General features: G+C 46.9%; 20 protein-coding genes. 2 read left to right on the top strand and 18 right to left on the bottom strand.

The features are described 5' to 3' along the window. Positions 1-16: 16 nt before the first annotated feature. The 12 genes from ACZ449_RS06380 to ACZ449_RS06325 form a co-directional block, all read right to left on the bottom strand. On the bottom strand, positions 17-988 hold the full coding sequence (locus tag ACZ449_RS06380) for an alpha-ketoacid dehydrogenase subunit beta (protein WP_464260212.1): 972 nt from the start codon (positions 986-988) through the stop codon (positions 17-19). Positions 989-1,011: 23 nt separating this feature from the next. Further along, the gene (locus tag ACZ449_RS06375; protein ID WP_464260211.1) at positions 1,012-1,974 is read right to left on the bottom strand and encodes a thiamine pyrophosphate-dependent dehydrogenase E1 component subunit alpha; all 963 of its coding nucleotides are present in this window, start codon (positions 1,972-1,974) and stop codon (positions 1,012-1,014) included. Positions 1,975-2,023: 49 nt separating this feature from the next. Further along, positions 2,024-2,386, bottom strand: coding sequence for a Lin0512 family protein (locus ACZ449_RS06370; RefSeq protein WP_464260210.1), 363 nt, complete (start codon positions 2,384-2,386; stop codon positions 2,024-2,026). A 273-nt stretch (positions 2,387-2,659) separates the two neighbouring features. After that, the gene (locus ACZ449_RS06365) at positions 2,660-4,663 is read right to left on the bottom strand and encodes a sigma-54-dependent Fis family transcriptional regulator (RefSeq protein ID WP_464260209.1); all 2,004 of its coding nucleotides are present in this window, start codon (positions 4,661-4,663) and stop codon (positions 2,660-2,662) included. A 331-nt stretch (positions 4,664-4,994) separates the two neighbouring features. Beyond that, positions 4,995-5,567, bottom strand: coding sequence for an orotate phosphoribosyltransferase (pyrE, locus tag ACZ449_RS06360; RefSeq protein WP_464260208.1), 573 nt, complete (start codon positions 5,565-5,567; stop codon positions 4,995-4,997). After that, positions 5,567-6,286 carry an orotidine-5'-phosphate decarboxylase gene (gene pyrF, locus ACZ449_RS06355; protein WP_464260207.1) on the bottom strand — a complete coding sequence of 240 codons (720 nt, stop codon included), beginning with the start codon at positions 6,284-6,286 and terminating at the stop codon, positions 5,567-5,569. Before pyrF ends, pyrE begins: the two co-directional genes overlap by 1 nt. 24 nt (positions 6,287-6,310) lie before the next feature. Then, complete coding sequence (locus ACZ449_RS06350) at positions 6,311-7,237, bottom strand: dihydroorotate dehydrogenase (protein WP_464260206.1); 927 nt, start codon at positions 7,235-7,237, stop codon at positions 6,311-6,313. After that, positions 7,231-8,001, bottom strand: a complete 771-nt coding sequence (locus tag ACZ449_RS06345) for a dihydroorotate dehydrogenase electron transfer subunit (RefSeq protein ID WP_464260205.1) — start codon at positions 7,999-8,001, stop codon at positions 7,231-7,233. The genes ACZ449_RS06350 and ACZ449_RS06345 overlap by 7 nt, the downstream gene beginning before the upstream one ends. Next, complete coding sequence (gene carB / locus ACZ449_RS06340) at positions 7,994-11,215, bottom strand: carbamoyl-phosphate synthase large subunit (RefSeq protein WP_464260204.1); 3,222 nt, start codon at positions 11,213-11,215, stop codon at positions 7,994-7,996. Before carB ends, ACZ449_RS06345 begins: the two co-directional genes overlap by 8 nt. Positions 11,216-11,217: 2 nt before the next feature. Then, positions 11,218-12,294, bottom strand: a complete 1,077-nt coding sequence (carA, locus tag ACZ449_RS06335) for a glutamine-hydrolyzing carbamoyl-phosphate synthase small subunit (RefSeq protein WP_464260203.1) — start codon at positions 12,292-12,294, stop codon at positions 11,218-11,220. Beyond that, positions 12,291-13,580: a dihydroorotase gene (locus tag ACZ449_RS06330; protein WP_464260202.1), complete on the bottom strand. Its 1,290-nt coding sequence runs from the start codon at positions 13,578-13,580 to the stop codon at positions 12,291-12,293. Before ACZ449_RS06330 ends, carA begins: the two co-directional genes overlap by 4 nt. Beyond that, positions 13,564-14,520, bottom strand: a complete 957-nt coding sequence (locus ACZ449_RS06325) for an aspartate carbamoyltransferase catalytic subunit (protein ID WP_464260201.1) — start codon at positions 14,518-14,520, stop codon at positions 13,564-13,566. The genes ACZ449_RS06330 and ACZ449_RS06325 overlap by 17 nt, the downstream gene beginning before the upstream one ends. A 543-nt stretch (positions 14,521-15,063) precedes the next feature. Between ACZ449_RS06325 and ACZ449_RS06320 the strand changes: the two genes are divergently transcribed. Together ACZ449_RS06320 and ACZ449_RS06315 are read left to right on the top strand one after the other, a co-directional pair. After that, positions 15,064-15,432 (top strand): CidA/LrgA family protein, encoded by a 369-nt coding sequence (locus ACZ449_RS06320; protein ID WP_464260200.1) that lies wholly within the window; start codon positions 15,064-15,066, stop codon positions 15,430-15,432. Beyond that, positions 15,429-16,121 carry an LrgB family protein gene (locus ACZ449_RS06315; RefSeq protein WP_255451377.1) on the top strand — a complete coding sequence of 231 codons (693 nt, stop codon included), beginning with the start codon at positions 15,429-15,431 and terminating at the stop codon, positions 16,119-16,121. The genes ACZ449_RS06320 and ACZ449_RS06315 overlap by 4 nt, the downstream gene beginning before the upstream one ends. A gap of 61 nt (positions 16,122-16,182) precedes the next feature. Here ACZ449_RS06315 and ACZ449_RS06310 read toward each other — a convergent pair whose 3' ends face one another. From ACZ449_RS06310 to ACZ449_RS06285, 6 genes are all read right to left on the bottom strand, one after another. Continuing rightward, positions 16,183-16,305: a hypothetical protein gene (locus ACZ449_RS06310; RefSeq protein WP_464260199.1), complete on the bottom strand. Its 123-nt coding sequence runs from the start codon at positions 16,303-16,305 to the stop codon at positions 16,183-16,185. 63 nt (positions 16,306-16,368) lie between these two features. Continuing rightward, positions 16,369-16,494 carry a hypothetical protein gene (locus ACZ449_RS06305; protein ID WP_464260198.1) on the bottom strand — a complete coding sequence of 42 codons (126 nt, stop codon included), beginning with the start codon at positions 16,492-16,494 and terminating at the stop codon, positions 16,369-16,371. 292 nt (positions 16,495-16,786) lie between these two features. Beyond that, on the bottom strand, positions 16,787-17,563 hold the full coding sequence (locus ACZ449_RS06300; RefSeq protein WP_464260197.1) for an IclR family transcriptional regulator: 777 nt from the start codon (positions 17,561-17,563) through the stop codon (positions 16,787-16,789). Positions 17,564-17,672: 109 nt separating this feature from the next. After that, positions 17,673-18,500, bottom strand: a complete 828-nt coding sequence (locus tag ACZ449_RS06295; protein WP_464260196.1) for a methyl-accepting chemotaxis protein — start codon at positions 18,498-18,500, stop codon at positions 17,673-17,675. Between the two features lie 83 nt (positions 18,501-18,583). Continuing rightward, positions 18,584-19,837 carry a nickel pincer cofactor-dependent isomerase, group 22 gene (locus ACZ449_RS06290; protein WP_464260195.1) on the bottom strand — a complete coding sequence of 418 codons (1,254 nt, stop codon included), beginning with the start codon at positions 19,835-19,837 and terminating at the stop codon, positions 18,584-18,586. 134 nt (positions 19,838-19,971) lie between these two features. Further along, positions 19,972-20,892 (bottom strand): ketopantoate reductase family protein, encoded by a 921-nt coding sequence (locus ACZ449_RS06285; RefSeq protein WP_464260194.1) that lies wholly within the window; start codon positions 20,890-20,892, stop codon positions 19,972-19,974. Positions 20,893-20,954: the final 62 nt, after the last annotated feature.

Raw genomic sequence — 20,954 nt, 5'->3', positions numbered from 1 at the left:
CCACCTATACCATTAGTTAAAACAAACTTTTAACTGCGGCAATAATCTTCTCTTCACTCGGGATTACACAGCTTTCGAGCGCTGGACTAAACGGAATTGGTGTATAAGGCATTGCGACCCGTTTAATCGGGGCATCCAGAAGATCAAGTCCTTCTTCAGCAACCATAGCCGCAATTTCTCCGCCATAACCGCCGATTTTAACTGCTTCATGCACGATAACCAGTTTACCGGTTTTGCCTACAGATTTCAGGATACTTTCCGTATCAAGCGGTACGAGCGTACGGGGGTCTAATACTTCAACATTAATTCCTTCCTGAGCCAACGCTTCAGCTGCAGCCAAGGCCTTATGTACCATCCAGGACCAGGCTACAATGGTAACATCAGAACCCTCTTTCTTTATGTCAGCCTTGCCCAGCGGGATAATGAATTCCCCTTCAGGCACATCACCTTTAATACCCAACAATTGCTTATGTTCGATGTACATAACCGGATTATTATCACGAACGGCTGCAGCCATTAACCCTTTGGCATCTGCAGGAGTCGAAGGCATTACCGTTTTTACGCCAGGAATATGGGTAAACCAGGCTTCCATGGATTGTGAATGTTGGGCTGCAGCACCCATGCCGCCGCCGCATGGTGTCCTAAGAACCATAGGAATTTTGGCTTTGCCGCCAAACATGTAGTGCATTTTTGCGGCCTGATTGAATAATTCATCCAAGCAAACGCCCATAAAATCAACAAACATAATTTCGGCAATCGGCCGCAAGCCGGCTGCTGCTGCACCTACCGCTGCACCAACAATTGCTGTCTCGCTGATAGGGGTATCAATTACCTGACCAGGGAATTCATCAACCAGACCAGCTGTCACACCAAAACAACCACCAAACTTACCAACATCTTCACCCCAGATATATACATTGGGGTCACGCTTCATTTCCAGTCGCATTCCATCTCTAATGGCCTCAGCATATGTCATTTCTTTCATCATGGTTTCACCCTCCAAAATTAGATTTATTCTGCGTAAACGTCTGTTAACGCGTCTTCGGGGTTCGGATAAGGACTGTTTTGCGAGAAGAGGATTGCCGCGTCAATTTGTTTTTCAACTTTTGCCTTAATTTCCTCTAATTCTGATTTGGTGGCATACTTAAGTTCCACAAGTTTCTGTTCGAAGCGGGGTATCGGGTCTTTTTTCAGCCAGGCTGCTTGTTCTTCAGGATCTTTGTAGGCGCCGGGATCACCTTCAAAATGGCCGCGCCATCTCCAGGTTTTGCATTCCACTAAGCTGGGGCCGTCGCCTCTGCGGGCGCGTTCAATAGCCTCGGCGGCAGCTTCGTAAACAGCGATGACATCATTACCATCGACTACTACGCCTGGAATTCCATAAGCGGACGCGCGGTCAGCAACATCAGTAACTTTCATATGGTCACGCTGGCAATTGGAGATACCGTACAGGTTGTTTTCGCAGATAAACACTACAGGCAGATTCCAGATGGTAGCCATATTTAAGGCTTCATGGAAGGTACCACGATTTGATGCAGCATCCCCGAAAAAGCATACCGCTACCGAGTCGGTTTTCTTATATTTACAGGCAAACGCTGCGCCTACAGAAATTGGCTGCCCAGCACCAACAATGCCGTTGGCTCCTAAAATGCCTAATTCAACATCAGCAATATGCATTGAGCCGCCTTTACCTTTGCAATAACCAGTCGCTTTGCCGAATAATTCAGCCATCATTAAATCAACCTTGCCACCTTTGGCAATTAAGTGTCCATGTCCACGATGCGTACTGGTGATATAATCCTTGTTTGTTAAACTAGCGCAAACACCAGTCGCAACCGCTTCCTCCCCTAGGTATAGATGCACAAAACCAGGTAATTGGTTGTCGGCAAATAGTTCTACCGCTTTACTTTCAAAGGCTCTTATGGTCATCATGGTTTCGTAAAAACCAAGCAGTTTCTCTTTCTTAAGTTCCATAATTCTCCCCCCACTTATTTTTTCACAGTAAATAATTTTGGCCACTCGATCATGGTATGTCAATATATACCGTTAGTGCGGCTACAGCTACAACTATGGTGTCACCTTCCCCCAGCGCAGACAAATGTAGGCCCTGTACATTTAGCCCTCCAGCCACGATTTCGGTGGTAACAGTCCCAAAGGGGACTATTGCTTGTACTTCGGCTATATTGACTTTATCTGGCTCTGAACACCCGACCCGAATCTCAACAACCATTTCATTGGGGTCACTAATCCCGACAATGTCAAACAAACCGCACAAGCAGCTTCGTGACATGGCATCTTTGACTGCTCTCTGGGCTGCTTTGGTAAAATTGCCGCCATGCAAATCAGTGCCAATACCTATCTCGACAATATATCGCCTACGTTTCATTATTTCACCTCCGTTCTTACCCCCGGTTTTAGCTGTAGTCATTGGTAATGACTATACACCAAACTAATATTGCAAGATATATGCCAAGAATAAAAGGAATCACATAATCCTAATCAGAATTACGTGATTCCTCTTGCTTTTCGCGTTACCAGAATATTTTGCACTATTGCTCAGACATTCTGCTGCCTAGTGTAGTAACTATTATTTATGTAGTCACCTGTAGTAGTGTGTAGCGTTGTACCTACTACACATCGCTACAGTACTTCACTGTGATTATTCAATAGCATATTTCTTTAGTTTCCGATACAACGTACTGCGGGCAATACCCAGCGTAGCAGCTACTTTGCTGAGATTTCCCCGTTCCTTTGCCAATAACAGCTTAATTTCTTCACACTCTTTATCTGATATCTCACTCTTAATTTCTTGATAATGACACACTCCGGTATTTTGGTATGTTGCTTTCATTGGAAGTTCTCGCCCAGGTGAACAACCAAGCTCAGGCGGTAAACATGCTATTGAGATACTCTGATTTTCAGTGAGATTACAAGCTCGTTCAACAACATTATGAACTTGCCTGACATTACCCGGCCAGTCATAACAATTAATACAGTCTAAGACATCAGCCTCTATCGTATACTCACAGCTTTGCTCACTACCAATCTGTTCGACAAAATAACGAAATAGCATTTCAATGTCATCGCGACGATCACGCAAGGGTGGTATCTCAATCGTAAACACATTTAACCGGTAATATAAATCCTGACGGAAAGTCCCATTTGCCACCAACCTGTTTAAGTCTTTATTAGTGGCACAGATGACACGTACGTCAATTGGAATGACTTTGTTCCCACCAAGACGGGCAACTTTCTTTTCTTGTAGTACTCTGAGTAAAGCCACCTGTTGTTCTAAAGGCATATCCCCTATTTCATCAAGAAACAATGTTCCACCAGAAGCTAATTCAAAATTGCCAGGTCTGCCACCCCGCTTGGCCCCGGTAAAGGCCCCCTCTTCATAGCCAAATAATTCACTGCCGATAAGTTCGCGTGGTATGGCCCCACAGTTTACGGCAATAAAGGGGCCATTGCGCCGTGAACTCCGGCAGTGAATTGCCTGGGCAAACATCTCTTTACCGGTACCACTTTCACCCCGCAGTATAACATTGGAGGAAGTCGCTGCCGCTAACGATGCCTGGCGTATTGCCTCTGAAATTTGCTCACTCTTGCCGATAATGTCACTAAATTTAAATGTTGTATAATTACCACTAAACCGATTAACCAGGTTGTGGACTTTTTCCATCGGCCGCAAAATAATAACGCCACCATTTATACAGCCCTGTTTATCGAATATAGTTTCACCAGATATTACACAACGACTTGGCCCCATTTCCGTGTCGGTAAAAAACTCGACATCAGCATAAGCTTCTTTACCATTTAATAATGTCTGAATTAACTGATTTTTCCCTTTAAAAATAGTCTGCACCAAAGCTCCATTAAGGATATTACCAGTCTTCCCCAGAATTTTTTGGGCTATCGGATTAAACTCCCTTACCTTACCCAAGCGGTCAAAGAAAATTACGCCATCTGACATGGTGTTAAATATACTGGACAAGCGTTTATTCATCAGTGATAACTCATAATTTTTTTGCTGAATGCCGATTTGCATAGTTATTGCATTAGCAGCAGCGGCTACCATTGCCAAAGTATGAGAGTACGCGGCCTGGGCCGGTCCAGATATATCAAGTAAGGCGACAATTCGGCCGTCATAACCATAAATAGGTGCAGCCGAACAAGTCCACCAGTGGTGTTTGCGGCAGTAATGTTCTGCACCGGAAACTTGTACTGGTGCTCCAATCTTTAGCCCCACAGCGATTGCGTTGGTCCCCACATGTTCCTCCCGCCAACTCGCACCCTGAACAAAGTGAATATGCTTAGCACTTGTCAACACATCATGGTCCCCAAATCTTTCCATTATATACCCATTCTCGTCACTCAAAACAACAATAAAACCAGAATTACGAAAAAACTCGTAGATATTGGCCATGAATGGTTTAGCAATATCAACAATATCCTGTTTTCTTTCTAACATCATGCGGATATCAGACGGCTTCAGAACGTTCTGAGATCTACCATCATTGGGGTTAAGGTCTATTTGGGAACACCTGACCCACGATTCAGCAATTTGCGGTAAAATGATCCGACTTTCTAACTCGCCGCTGCTAATAAAATTTTTCCACAGCAGCGCTTTACTGCTACTGTTTGTTGAGTTGTCGCTTGTCATTATCCATAACACCACCTACCTATAAATTACAACTCGGAAATCGCACATGTTATCATTAATTAATTCTAGAGTGAATGTTTAATGCCCTTCCACATTAGGATCTAAGGGGCAAATCTATTACAAGCTATTAGATAATATATTGCAAGATTTATGCCAATGAATAAAGCAGGAAGCACATAACTCCTCATTGTAGTTATGTGCTTCCTGCATCTGTACTCTTGCCATATGTTATTCCTAAACCTAGTGCTATACTCGTCAACTAGTATACTGTTTGTGTAGTACCATGTAGCAATGTGTAGCGTTAAGTGACTACACATTGCTACACTATTGCTTACAGCTTGCGGCTGCCGCGTTTGGTTATCGCTACACCATCTTTACACAGCGGACACTCTTCACTCTTGTAGGTAGGAACCGTTAAGTGAAGCAGCGCCTGAGCTGGAATGCCGAAATCGGCCTTGCCGCTGCTGCGATCAACCAGCATGCCGACAGCAACCGGAATACCGCCGTGTTCGCGCACGACATCAACGACCTCTTTTACTGAGCCGCCGGTTGTTACAATATCTTCAACGATCAGGACACGTTGTCCTTTCTCAATGACAAAACCACGTCTGAGCGTCATCTTACCATTTTCGCGCTCAGTGAAGATAGCACGAGTACCGAGATGTTTTCCCACTTCATGGGCCAGGATAATACCGCCGGTTACTGGGCCGATGACAAGCTCAATATTGTCGTTTTTGAAGCGCTCTGCCATGGCAGCACAGAGGTTCTCAGTATGCTTAGGATACTGCAGTACCTGAAATTTTTCAACATATAACGGACTATGTAAGCCAGAGGTTAGTAAAAAATGACCTTCTAAGATAGCCCCTGTTTCCACAAAAATCTGCCGAACTTCTGCTTCGTTCATTACGCCTTCCTCATTTCTTCTAAAATTGCCAGCGCGGCCGCCCGCGGATTTTCTGCCTTGGTAATTGGCCGGCCTACTACTAGATAATGAGCGCCTGCCTTGAGCGCCTCGGCTGGGGTAGCTACCCGGCTTTGGTCATTTAAGGCCGCACCCTGCGGACGTACACCAGGAGTAACAATGGCAAAATCCGGGCCACAGGCCTCCCTGATTCGCTCAGCTTCCTGCGGTGAGGCGACCACACCATCTAGCCCTGCTTCTTGGGCCAGTTTAGCCAAGTGGACAACTTGTTCAGGAATGCTGGTAGTCGAGCGCAGAGCAGCCCATTCGGTGTCATTCATGCTTGTCAGCACAGTAACAGCAATCAGCTGGGGCCGCGGTATATTGAGGGCAGCTGCGGTTTCAGCTACCTGTTCAGCCGCTGCCCGCATCATAGCCGGACCGCCTGACGCCTGAACGTTAATCATGGCTGCACCCAAACGAGTCAACGAAGCTGCGCCTTGAGCCACCGTATTGGGGATATCGTGCATTTTTAAATCCAGAAAAACGTCTTTGCCTTTCTCACGCAAATAAGTCAAACATTCCATGCCTACACCATAAAAAAGCTGCATGCCTACTTTATAGTAGCTTACGGCATCGCCTAAGCTCTCAACAAGCTCCCTGACTTGTGCCATTGTGGCAAAATCAAGGGCTACAATCAATCGATTACGTACTTGTTCCACACTTTTTCCTCCATCGTACACGTTTTAGCCGCAGTTGACCTTGCCGACAAGGTCACTAACCTGGGTTAAACCACGTTTAGTAAGGTAGTCTCTAATTCCTTCGGCCACGTCCACAGATACATAGGGATTAACAAAATTAGCTGTGCCAACTGCCACTGCACTGGCTCCTGCCAAGATAAATTCAAGTGCATCTTCGGCATTCATAATACCGCCCATACCAATTATCGGCACTTTTACAGCTTTGGCTACCTGCCATACCATTCTTACCGCAACCGGCTTTACCGCCGGACCGGACAAGCCGCCAACTGTGTTGCCCAGAACAGGCCGCCAGGTCTTGATATCAATTGCCATTCCCAGCAGGGTATTAATAAGCGAAATAGCGTCGGCACCAGCAGCTTCTACGGCTTTTGCCATAAGCACGACGTCAGTGACATTCGGCGACAGCTTGACAATCACAGGTAGACTCGTTTTTTTCTTTACTTCCCGTACTACTTCACTCGCACTATCCGGGCAAGTTCCAAAGGCAATCCCGCCTTGTTTTACATTCGGGCAGGAAATATTGACTTCCAGACCAGCAATCCCGGACTGATCCAGCCTGGCTGCCAGCTCGCCATAGTCTTCTACCGTATTGCCAGAAATATTGACAATAACCGGTACTTGGTAGGCAGCTAATTTGGGCATGGTGTTAGTAATAAATTCATCAACACCAGGGTTTTCCAGACCAATACAATTCATCATGCCAGCTGGTGTTTCCGCTATGCGCCGCCCGCTATTGCCCACTTTAGGCGCCAGCGTTGTACCCTTAACGACAATAGCGCCCACTTGGTTCAAATCAACGAAATCGCTATATTCCAGACCAAAGCCAAACGTGCCTGACGCAGTCATAACCGGCGTCTTCATTTTTATTCCCGCAATATTGACTGCCAACATTGATTCATCCTGGTTCACCATACCACCTCCTGGGCCCAGAATACCGGGCCATCAGTACAAACCTTATGGCGTTTGCCACTGGTACTAGCACAGGTGCAGGACAGACAGGCACCCACGCCACAGGCCATGTAATCTTCCAGTGATACCTGACAAGGAACAGCATACTGGGCTGCAACCGCCGCCACACCTTTGAGCATAACATGCGGTCCGCAGGCGTAGATGACATCGAATTTTTGCTGTTTAAGCAGTTCAGGCAGTAGATCCACAGTGAAACCATGATGGCCAACACTGCCATCATCTGATGTAATATGGATGTTTTGACATACGCTGGCATAGAGGTTAGGCCAAAATAACTCTTGCTCATTGCGCCCCCCCATCAAGATGGTGGCTGGACGAGAACAAAAGGCTCTAGCCAATAGCAATAGTGGTGCCAGTCCCATTCCGCCGCCTACGAGCAGGGGTCGTTCAGCACTTACGTTAAAACCAGTACCAAGCGGCCCCATACAATTGATGGTATTGCCTGGCTGAAGTTTCGTCATAAGCTCCGTACCACGACCGACAACGCGATATAGTAAAGTCAGCGTGCCTTTAGCCGCATCACAGTCTGCAATGCTAAACGGACGCCGGAGCAGCGGGTCAAGTGTATCAGCGGCTACCCGAATATGAACAAACTGACCAGGCCGGGTATTGCTGGCAATCTCCGGCGCAACTACTACTAATTCCCACACATCCCCAGCAATAATATTATGTTTGATTACCTGAGCAGTTACACAGGTTTTAGTCACTGTTTCTTTCGCCTCCGCTTACATAGTCTTGCAGCGCCAGTACATAGAGAAACTTTCTTTGGCGGATGATGCTAAGTACATCAAGCACCGCGTTGGCTGTATCCATCGAAGTCAGACACAATAGTGAATGCTCGACAGCGGCCCTTCTGATTTTGAAACCATCACTATCAAAATCCCGTCCTTTAGTCAGGGTATTAATAACCATATTGATTTTTCCCGCTTTAATCATTTCAATAATATGAGGCTGCTGTTCATGAAGTTTGGGTACCATGCCAACAGTCAAGCCTAGGGAACGGAGATAACTAGCCGTGCCACTGGTGGCGATTAGTTCATAGCCCATTTTGGCAAATTCTTTGGCAATCTCACCTACTTCTACTTTGTCTTTATCGGCGACTGTCACAAGGATAGTTCCGGTTTGTGGCACATTCATCCCGGCACCGACAATTCCTTTATACAGTGCCCGGGAATAGTTATAGTCAATGCCTAATACTTCACCAGTAGACTTCATCTCTGGCCCGAGGGAAATATCAACCTGCTGCATTTTAGCAAAGGAGAATACCGGAACTTTTACGGCAATATATTCTTTAGCAGGCAGCAGTCCTGTTGTATAGCCCATTTCCTGCAAGGTCTCACCGAGGGCGACGCGGGTAGCAACATCTACCATCGGCACGTCGGTAATTTTGCTAAGATACGGAATGGTCCGGCTGGAACGGGGATTTACTTCAATTACATAGACCTCTTCATCCATGATTACATATTGAATGTTGATAAGACCTTTTACTGTAAGTCCTCTAGCCAGCAGTCCGGTGTATTCAACAATGGTGTCAATGACCTTTTGGGAGAGCGTTTGCGGCGGATAAACGGCAATACTGTCGCCAGAGTGTACCCCTGCCCGTTCGATATGTTCCATAATGCCGGGGATGACGAAATCCTTGCCATCAGATATGGCATCCACTTCAACCTCAGTACCTTGCATATAGCGGTCAACCAGCACCGGATGTTCAGGAGAGGCTTTAACAGCCCGTACCATATAATCTTTTAACTCGTCTTCGTTGTAAACAATCTCCATGGCCCGTCCGCCAAGCACATAGGAAGGACGAACAACAACAGGATAACCAATACGTGCGGCAGCCTGCGGTGCCAACGCGGCATCGGTGATCGATTCACCTTTAGGACGTGGAATATTCAGCTTACTTAGTAATTCATCAAATTTTTCCCGGTCTTCGGCCCGATCAATATCTTCCACACTTGTACCAAAAATCTTGACCCCGGCCCGCGACAACGGCCCAGCCAAATTAATGGCGGTCTGTCCACCGAACTGGACAATAACGCCTTCTGGTTTTTCTTTATCAATGATATTAAGCACATCTTCCGGGGTAAGCGGTTCAAAGTACAGGCGATCAGACGTGTCAAAGTCGGTAGAAACAGTTTCCGGGTTGTTATTAACAATGACAGATTCGATCCCCAATTCTCGAAGTGCCCAGACTGAATGCACTGAGCAATAGTCGAACTCTATGCCCTGACCGATCCGAATAGGGCCTGAACCCAGTACCATGACTTTACGTTTATCGGTTGTCACGACTTCATCTTCTTGCGCGTAGGTGGAGTAGTAGTAAGGGGTAACAGCCTCAAACTCAGCAGCGCAGGTGTCAACCATTTTGTAGCATGGCACAATATTGGCTTGTTTACGCATCTCCCGGATTTGGTATACTGTTTTGCTAGCAAGTTCGCCAATGCTTTTATCAGCAAAACCCATTTTCTTGGCAGCCAAGAGTACGTCGGTGGACAGGTCCTGGCTGATTTGCCGCTCCATAGCCACAATATTTTCAATCTTATCTAAGAAAAATTTGTCAATCGCCGTTATCGCATGAATTTCGTCTACCGCAATACCGCGCCGCAAGGCTTCGGCAACCATAAACGCCCGTTCATCATTGGGCAGATTGAGCTTTTCAGTTACTTCCTCATCACTCAGCTCGGCAAATTCAGGAATACATAGGCGGTTCAGGCCAATTTCCAATGAGCGCACAGCCTTCAAGAGTGCTCCCTCAAAGCTGCGGTCAATGGACATAACCTCACCAGTAGCCTTCATTTGGGTACCCAGAATCCGGTCGGCAAAACTAAATTTGTCAAACGGCCAACGCGGGAATTTCACAACCACATAATCTAGTGCAGGTTCGAAACAAGCCTTGGTCTTGCCGGTCACGGCATTGGTAATCTCGTCTAAGGTATAGCCGATAGCAATCTTGGTAGCTACTTTGGCAATCGGGTAGCCAGTAGCCTTTGAGGCCAGAGCACTGGAACGGCTGACCCGGGGGTTTACTTCAATAACAATGTAGTTACTGCTTTTCGGGTCAAGCGCGTACTGGACGTTACAGCCACCTTCAATCCCCAAAGCGCGAATAATCTTTAGAGATGCACTTCTCAGCATCTGATATTCGTAATCTGTCAATGTCTGTGACGGAGCTACAACAATACTGTCACCAGTATGAATGCCGACAGGGTCAAAGTTTTCCATATTACACACGGTGATGCAGTTGTCAGCAGCGTCACGGATGACTTCATATTCGATTTCTTTCCAGCCAGCGACACTGCGCTCAATTAGTGCCTGACCAATAAAACTGTATTTTAGACCTCTATTAACTGTATCAATAAGTTCCTCATCATTGTGGGCAATGCCGCCTCCAGTTCCGCCCATCGTATATGCTGGACGCACAATGAGTGGATAGCCAATTTCCTCGGCAAATTTGAGGGCACTGTCAATATCCTCGACAATGGTACTGGCCGGAATAGGTTGTCTAAGTTCTTCCATCGTGGCTTTAAACAGCTCTCTGTCTTCTGCCTTTTTGATGGCTTCCAGCGGCGTACCCAAGAGTGCTACCTGATACTTTTCCAGTACACCTTTATCAGCGAGCTTAACCGCTAAATTGAGACCTGCCTGACCGCCCAAAGTAGCTAACAGCCCATCAGGACGCTCTTTGGCAATAATCTCTTCCAGATATTCCGGCGTCAACGGCTCAATATATACCCAGTCAGCGACATGGGTGTCAGTCATAATGGTCGCCGGGTTACTATTAACAAGCACTACCTCAAAGCCTTCTTCTTTCAGCGCCCGGCATGCCTGGGTACCGGCATAATCGAATTCAGCGGCTTGGCCGATGACTATCGGGCCTGAGCCAATAACCATAATCTTTTTTAAATGTTCTTTTTTTGGCACCGTTAGTTCCCCCTCACCATACTCTGCGTTTTGTCGAGTAAATTCATGAATTCTTCGAACATATAGGTACTGTCATCTGGACCGGGGGCTGCTTCGGGGTGATATTGGACCGAAAATACCGGCAGGCTGTTATGCCTTAAACCTTCGATTGTATTATCATTGACTGCGCGGTGAGTTATTGTCACATCAAGCCCGGCCAGTGATTGTTCTTCGATCGCATACCCATGATTTTGGGAAGTGATATATATACGGCCTGTGGTCAAATCCTTCACCGGGTGGTTTGAACCGCGATGACCAAACTTCATTTTATAGGTATCGCCGCCTAATGCCAGCGCTAAGAGCTGATGGCCCAGGCAAATACCAAATATCGGTTTTTTACCGATCAGTTGGCGCACCGTCTCCACCGGCGCATCTTTCGGATCGCCAGGTCCATTGGACAAGAAGATACCGTCAGGATTGAGGGCTAATACTGCCTCTGCCGGTGTATTGGCAGGTAATACGGTTATATTGCAGCCGGCTTTGGCCATAGAGTTTAAAATGTTGCGTTTAATCCCAAAATCCATAACCGCAACATGCGCTCCCCGGCCTGGTATTCTATATACTTCCGGCGTTGTAACCTCTTTCACTACCTCAATGCAGGGTGGTGTAGCCAACAACTCGGCAATCTCAATTTCGGTGGCGCTTGCTGGTACGATAACGCCTTTCATAGTGCCGTGCGCACGTATCCGCCTGGTAATTGCCCTGGTATCAACCCCATATATACAGGGAATATCCCTTACTTTAAGATAAGAAGCCAAGGAGTCTTCCGCTTGCCAGCTGCTGGGTCGGCCACATAATTCACTGATTACAAAGCCGCGCACGAAGGATTGTCGGGCTTGTTCAAAAAGTTCAGCTACACCGTAGTTCCCGATGAGCGGATATGTCATTGTTACAATTTGTCCACAGTAGGACGGATCTGTTAATACTTCCTGGTAACCGGTCATACCGGTGTTGAATACTACTTCCCCGACTGTTTTAGTACCGGAAGCAAGCATCCCTTGGAAAACACTGCCGTCTTCCAATATCAGTTTGCCATTCATTTAAGCACCTCGCCATTTTGCATAATTATACTGCCGTTCACTATAGTAATTAGCGATTTACCCCTTAAATTCCTGCCTTCAAAAGGAGAATGTTTACCGCGAGTATAAAATTTTATGCAGTCTACAGTCCATTTATATTCAGTATCAATAATCGTAATATCGGCTGGTGCGCCCGCTTTTAAGACCCCACTTGCTAATCCCAGGAGTTTTGCTGGTGCATAGGACATTTTTTCAATTACTTGAGTCAGCGTAAGTTTACCTGTATGATAAAGCCCTGTCAGGATCACGCCAAGTGCTGTTTCCAGGCCGGCAAAACCACTGGGTGCATAACGAAATTCCACGTCTTTTTCTTCAAATGCATGGGGCGCATGGTCTGTTGCGATGGTATCGATTGTCCCATCTTGCAGGCCGGCAATCAGAGCTTCCACATGGTCTGCCGAGCGGAGCGGCGGATTTACTTTAAAAGCAGTGTTAAAGGTTCTTACTTCTTCGTCTGTCAGTGTCAAATGATGGGGCGTAGCTTCTGCGGTTACTCTCACGCCGCGCTCCTTAGCCTCACGAATAAGCTTAACCGCGCCTTTGCTGCTGACATGGGCAATGTGCAGAGGAGAGCCAGTATATTCGGCCAGCATAATATCTCTGGCAACCGCAATATCCTCGGCAACTGACGGACGGCCCTTGACTCCCAGCATAGCTGATACCGCGCCTTCATGCATAAACCCTTCGCCAGCCAGGCCCTCATCTTCGGAGTGCGTAATAACCGGACGGTTAAACATTCCTGTATATTCAAGGCCGGTTTTCAGTAAGCTGGTGCTGTCCAGATGACCACCGTCATCTGAAATCGCGACCGCTCCGGCCTGGATCATATCACCGATTTCAGCTAGTTCTTTGCCTTCTAAGCCTTTACTGAGCGCACCAATCACCTTGACATTGACAACACCTTCTGTTTGCCCGCGATGGATGATGCCTGACACGATAATCGAGCTATCCACAACAGGCTTGGTGTTCGGCATACAGGCAATAGTGGTAAATCCACCGGCTGCTGCCGCCCGTGTACCTGAAGCAATATCCTCTTTAGCCTCAAGCCCGGGTTCGCGTAAATGGGCATGCATATCAATAAGACCTGGTGCAACAACTAACCCAGCCGCGTCGATCACTTGGGCTTCGCCATCATCTATGTTCTGACCAATGGCGGCAATTTTGCCGTTCTCTATTAAAATATCGCCGACAGTATCCATACCTTCTGCCGGATTTATGATTCGTCCACCTTTAATTAGCAGCTTCAATGTGAGTCCCTCCCATCAACACTAAAAATAGCAACGCCATTCTGACTGCCAAACCATTTTTCACCTGTTCTTGGATTGCCGATTGTTCACTATAGGCAATGTCTGGAGCAATTTCCAGACCGCGGTTCATCGGACCAGGATGCATCAAAAGCGCATCTGGCTTGGCTAACGCTAACCTGGCAGCATTAACACCAAAGAGACGAGCATACTCTCTGGCCGAGGGGAACAAGCCTTTTTTCTGCCGCTCGCGCTGAATCCGCAACACATTAACAACATCGGCTTGGTCAAGCGCCTCTTCAATCCGGTTGTGTACCTTTACACCGATTTTTTCTATATCGCGTGGCAATAGTGTCTGCGGCCCGGCAAGATGCACCTCGGCTCCCATTTTTTGCAGACCCCAGATATTGGAGCGTGCTACCCGGCTGTGCAGGATATCGCCGACAATCGCCACTTTAAGTCCCGCAATGTTCTCTTTATACTGTTTAATGGTAAACATATCAAGCAGCCCCTGTGTCGGGTGTTCATGTGCCCCATCACCAGCATTGATGATAACCGGTTTTACGGCATTGGCAGCATAGTGCGATGAGCCTTCGGCTTCATGACGCATAACGATAATGTCTACGCCCATGGCTTCTACCGTAAGGAGGGTGTCGCGCAGGCTCTCCCCTTTGGCCACACTACTGGTGCTTGTGGAAATGTTAATCACATCAGCCCCAAGATATTTACCAGCCAGCTCAAATGAGGTACGTGTCCGGGTGCTGTTCTCAAAAAACAGATTCACAATGGCTTTGCCGCGCAGGGTTGGTGCTTTCTTGATATCCCTGTCAATAATATTTTTCATTTCTTTCGCCGTATCCAAGATCAAATTCATTTCTGCGGCAGACATCGTTTCAAGACCCAGGATATCTTTGTTTCTGAGCGATACTTGAGCTTTACTCATGATACACTCCCCCTTAGAATTTTTTTAAAAATAAAACTCCCTGCCAAAATAATGCAAGGAGTTTTATCATAGCCATGCCATAAGCATAATCAGCTACCAACATCCTTGCCGACCTCTCTGTGTCAATTTAAAGGATAGTATTTGCTATTGTCAGGTATAATAAAAGCCTTCTTGCCGTGAAAAGCGCACAAGAAGGCGTAAATAATCCTTACCGTCCCCTTGCCAGCCTCACAGGACCAGCTTAAAGGCCATATTCTTATTAGCAATAATAATAACAGAATTCGCCAAGGCTTGTCAAGAGTAGCTGTCCTTAATTTTACTTTTGCCTTCCGCCACATTCGGATAATCAATTTCATTCTAAAACCATTGAAAGACAAGCTATAAAAATTCAATGGAAAAATGAAAAATTAAGAATACAATGACCCCGATATGACTTTGCCTCTTACATGGCACTCCTTGATACCAAAAAGTACTTATTTGAATTGACAGAGTAGCCTATTTTCGTATACGCTGAGTAATGTAAATCAGATAGGGAGCGCACAAATGATGGTATTTAAAAAGCTACTCAAGATGAGCAGACAAGTTTTGCTTCTATGGATTATCTACTGGCTGGGCAACCAAATTACCGCCGTAACCGGTTTGCCTGTCCCAGGTACGGTATTTGGCATGATCCTGCTGTTTGGGCTTTTGTTGTGTGGCATTCTTAAACTTAGCTATATTCAGGAGGCTGCCGATTTTTTACTTAAGCATATGTTGTTTTTCTTTATCCCGGTTGCTGTCGGTCTAATGAATTGGGGCGCCGTGTTTTATGAACATGGTGTGGTATTGGCGGCTGCTTTGCTGGCCGGAGCTGTTTTACCGTTCTTTACGGTAGGTATAATTACACGGGTGCTGCACAAGGAGGGGCAATGATGGACACGGCTCTAACACTTGCTTTTGTGATCATGACGGTTGCCGTTTATCTGTTGAGCCGGTACCTGTATTTCAGATACAATAATCCACTCATTAATATCGTCCTGCTGAGTGCAGCGGTTATTATCGCTGTTCTGGTTATCTGCAAAATGCCTTATCAAGCCTATGTTCCGGCAAAAGACGTGATGACGTTTTTACTCGGACCGGCTACGGTTGCTCTGGCCGTGCCGCTATACCGGAACCGGCATTTATTGAAACAATACGGTTCGGCAATTTTTATGGGGGTTGGTATCGGCACGCTGGTATCCATGGCAACTGTACTGTTTATTACCAGGGCCGGTGGCTTATCAAGAGAAATCATTGTATCAATTATCCCGAAATCTTCAACCATTCCGTTTGCCGTCGAAGTGGCGCAACTGGCAGGCGGCAATTCTGCGTTGGCGGTAGCTTTCGTTGTGGCTACCGGAACGTTTGGCTCGGTAATCGGGTTAACCCTGCTTTCCTGGTTTAAAATCTATGATCCTGTAGCCCGCGGGCTGGCCATGGGGACAGTATCGCACGGCCAAGGGACCGCAATGGCTCTCCTTGAAGGCGAACAGCAGGGGTCTATGGCCGGAGTGGCCATGGCGTTGGCTGGGGTGTTTACTTCGATGTTGGCGCCTGTACTTATTGCCTGGCTTGTACAGTGATCGGACTATGGATTAGACCAATTCGACGCGCCGCCGGAAAGGTCTAGAGAATCAGAGGCGATTAGCGGCGGAACTTGTCATTGTACCCCTGCCGCACAGCTTTATCTTCCAACGAGGAAATTTTGTCATGATTTCCGGCCACAATTACCAGGCCGCGCCTGCTATGATCAGCCAGTGTATCCACAACATAACTCCTCGGCAGCAGCGCTGGGATTGGAGCTTTGGAAAACGTCGCCGGCCACTACGATCAGATCAATTTGTTCATCCTACACAGGCTGCCTAATTTTTCGACAAAAGCCTGCTGTTCCGGCAGCCTGTCGCGCCCCTCAATGGTCTTGCCGAAATGCCAGGCGGCTGTATGTAAAATCCGCATGATGGTTGCTCCTTTATACTATAGTAAAACACACGCATTGAGGGACTTTCGCCTTACATACAAAAATCCCTGCACAAAACACGGTTTTCTATCCCGGTTGCAGCTGCTTTTAACAAAGTGCACTACCGTGCTGGATCATTCCGGTGAAAGGAAAAACTGTCTCAAAAACACAAAGGCCGTGGAGAAACAACAGTTTCTCCACGGCTCTTCATTACGATCTTATCTAGATAGTACCCGAATACCGTGACGCGCCCCAATCTATTATCCTACTGTTGGTAAGGTTATCACAGCGTTAACCCGAATAGCCAAACCGTAAAGAAATATCCTTGGCAACAGCTTTAACTTGCGGTATGAATGCGGCCACAACTTCATCCGTCATCCGAACAGCAGGACCGGCAACACTAATCGCAGCTTTAATTTTCCCGGAATGATTGAATAGCGGTGCGGCTACACCGCGTATTCCCGACAAGTAATACTCATTATCCAAGGAATAACCCTGTTGCCTGATTGTTACCAGTTGCTCCTTGACAGTGCGCAAATCAATAACTGTATTTTCCGTGTGCTTGATAAACAAACCGGCCTGGACAGTCTGTGCAAGCAGGTTATCCACTTCAACAGGATTTAGATAGGCAAGTATGGCAAGTCCCAGCGCTGTACAGAAAGCAGGAAACCGAGTTCCAACATCAAGACCGATCCGTAACGGTTCCCGACTTTCAATCCGATCAATATAGATCACCGAATAATAATCCAGCACTGCCAAATTTACTGTTTCTCGGGTAGCCAGCGCCAGATGTTCCAAAAACGGGCGGGCCGTCTTGCGAATTCCAATCTGATTTACAACCCTGTTGCCGATCTCAAATAACTTGAAATTAAGTTTATATTTTTCCGAGGCCGTCTGTTCGACATAACCATGAATTCGCAAAGTAGTAATGATGCGGTATATCGTCGCTTTACCCAAGCCCAGTTCCCGGCTTAACTCGCTGATGCCCATTTCCTCTACCCGGCTTAATGTTTCCAAAATAATCAGCGCCTTTTCTACCGAATGTACGGCGATGGCAGAACCAGTCATATGGATCTCTCCTTTAAAAGTGCTAGTAGCCGGATATATTATAGAGCAAGTCCCTTGGCCAGGAAACCATTAATAAACCCGCGCCTTAAACTACTTGTATTGCTCATTATTATGACACAGTCTCTTGTAGCATCATTTTATCAATTTTGTCCGCCAATTCTCCGACTTCCTGAATGGTTCCGGCAACATGGGAAATTGCGTTGGCAATTTCGGAAACCACTTTTTGGACTTGCGTAATTTCGCCGTTAAGACCTTCACTGCTCTTTTGTATATCATCAATAACTCCGGCGATTTTATTTACAGACTCGGCACTATCCGTTGCCAGTTTTCTAATTTCCTGGGCAACAACGCCAAAGCCCCTGCCCTGGTCACCAACCCGGGCCGCTTCAATAGCAGCATTCAGCCCCAAAAGATTTGTCTGCCCGGCAATACTTTTAATGAAGCCTACAATCTGATCGGTTTCATCCACTTGCTTTTTCGTAGCACGAACAACGGTAGCCATATTCTCACAAGTTGCCGCCGCTTCCTCAGACTGAGCGGTGATTTGTTCTGTAGTTGCAGCCAACAGGCTCACACTTTCAGATAATTTGCTGGCCATCCCGGCTAACAGATCATAGTGTGCCACATTTTCCTGGACAGATATCATTCCAATCACTTCACCTGTTTCATCCTGGATCGGCACAGAACATACGACAAAAGGAACGCCCCAGAGGGATGCATCTTTCCGTTCCACCACACGATGCTTTTCATGGATGGCAGTATAAGCCGCCATACCGACACGGACGGGTGAACCAACCGGAACTTTTAAATCAAGCGTTTTACCAGGTTTATACGCTAATATTTGCTCACAGTCGGAAACAACAACACCCACATCATTCAAAAACAGTTGGGAAATAACAGGAATAGCCTTAACGTAATTTGCAATAACCGGATTCAAATTATGCCCCTCCTTATGCCCGCAGCTTGCGTTATAGTCTGATTATATCCATCCTGAGTCCGTAAATTTACATATTGTGTCCGTCAGCGAGTAATCCAAGCTAGATTACCAGCAGTGTCAAAGGGTAACTCCCAAAAATCTGATAGCATTTCTAAATTGGGATTAGCAGCAATTTCAGGAATTAACGCCCGTGAAATATAGAATTGATCCAACTCCAGTGTATTTTTTAACCAAACCATTCTGGCGTCTTTTGCCTCTACAGGTCCACAAATCATAAGCGCGGCGGCGATTGCTTCCCTGGCTGACTCCATAGTAATCGGTATGCGGCCTTTCTCGGGGCAGGCTCCTGTTAAACAATTAATAGCCGTGGCCTTGAAATCAATTTTATCCACCACTCGCCGTGTGGTTAAGTCGGCCATACCGATTCCCACCGCATTTCCATAAGTGTCATCGGCCAAATCCAGCACTACGATCCGGGTGTATTGGGGAAACTCAGCTTCCGGTTCAGCCACATTATAGATCCTGCCAACGACATTGGTATCCATACCTGTGCCAGAAATTTTTTTACCAATCTCCTGCACCACAACCAAGTCCAAGCTGTCAAACGGAAGTCGGGCCATCATTTCTTTTGATTCTTGCAATAATTCTATTTCTATTGCTTCCAAGCATTCTGGTTTAGCAGCCCTGATAACCGTCGTTTCATGATAAAAATTTTCTACCAACCCCATCCCAAACAAAACCGGGACTTTCTTTAACACATACCGCGCTACTACCGGTATAACCTGATTAAAGCCACGTTGTACCGCAAACCGGTGCGCTATTTGTGCGCCTTTATGTTTTCCCAAGCCAATGGTGATAAGCTTCATCAGCCCACTTTCAATGGGACCGTCGAAATCAGTATGCGCCTTTATCCTATGAACTAAAACAATACCGTCGGACTGGGCCGCCATTTTATCAATGAAAACCGGAATACCGGTTGCGGTAGTCCCCAGCAAAATGACTTCCATAGATGAGCGGATAGGCACACCTATGCTTTTTTCGGTTATGCCCAGCGTCTCAAGCACCATAACCTGACCTGCTGCCGAGGCGCCGCCGTGACTCCCCATCGCCGGTACAATAAAGGGTTCGGCTCCCAATGCTTTTAGCTCTTCAGCCAACGTCCTTACAACTAAAACATGGTTGTCAATTCCCCGGCTGCCTACGGCAATCGCTATGCGGGCACCACATTTTACCTGCAAATTTAGTCGGGCAACTTCCTGTCTAACCACATCAGCCACGTTTTTTATTGCGGGAACATCGGAATGCTGCTTAACTAATGCTACTTGGGGAAAGCTCACAATCCACCCTTCTTTCTTACCTTTTCCGGACAAAGAACCCTTGTCTGTTCCCTGTAATCGCAGAATGAAATCCATATTCCGAAAATAACCATTTGGCAACTACGTACATTAGGCTTCGAACGCTCCCGCAGCCCTTATAGTTTCCCCCGCTTCTCAATGGCCTTGACCAGCTTGGTAAGCGTTTCATTTACCGGGGTGGGAATACCTAACGCCTTCCCTGCCGCCACTATGGCGCCGTTAATGGACAGTACCTCGGTTCGGGAACCACGTTCAATGTCCTGCCGCATGGAAGCCTTATTATTGTACGTTCCTCTGGCTACGCTCCGGACATGCTCCAAAATATCGTCAACCATAAAGGAAATTCCCTGGGCTTTGGCTACAGCTGCGCCTTCCTGTACCACGGCCGCTTGCAACGCGGCTGTCTCCTCATGCTCCAGCAACTGCCCGTTAGTTAGCAGCGTAATTGCCCCAAGCGCGTTAATCCCCACATTGACCAGCAGCTTGGTCCAGATCAGGCTGTCAACATTCTGACTGATCTGCATTTCAACGCCAGCCTTAACAAAGATATCAACAACCTTTTGCAAGCGTGCGGTTATCTGTCCGTCCAATTCTCCGATGGAAATGGACCCCCTTTCACTGGGCTGAATTTTTCCCGGTCCCAGCACAGTACAGCCAAAGGCGGTAGTCCCGGTAATAATCCGGTCGCGCCCCAGCACGGCTGACAATGTATCCACATTTCCCACACCATTTTGAACCGTAAGCACAGTTGTGGCCGGTTCGATAATCTTAAGACAATCTTCGGCCGCTTGTTGATTGTCATACGCCTTGACGGCAAAAATAATTAAGTCCGGTCGTCCGGCCTCTTCCATCTGGGTAGTCACTTGCACTTTAAATACTTCGGTACCACTTGGCCTTACCACGGTCAAGCCTGCTGACCGCATCACACCCACATGCTCTTTATTAATATCGACAAAGGTTACATCCTCACCACTTTTGTACAGGAAAGAACCAAATAAGCCGCCAATAGCGCCGGCACCGACAACAACAATCTTCATAGAACAACCTCCTCAGCTTAAAACAATTGGGTTATCGGATTGAATCTGCCTACTATACGAAA

The organism is Desulfosporomusa polytropa (genome assembly GCF_055380075.1).
The sequence above is the reverse complement of the archived record's forward strand: the minus strand, read 5'-3'. Positions and strand labels throughout refer to the sequence as shown.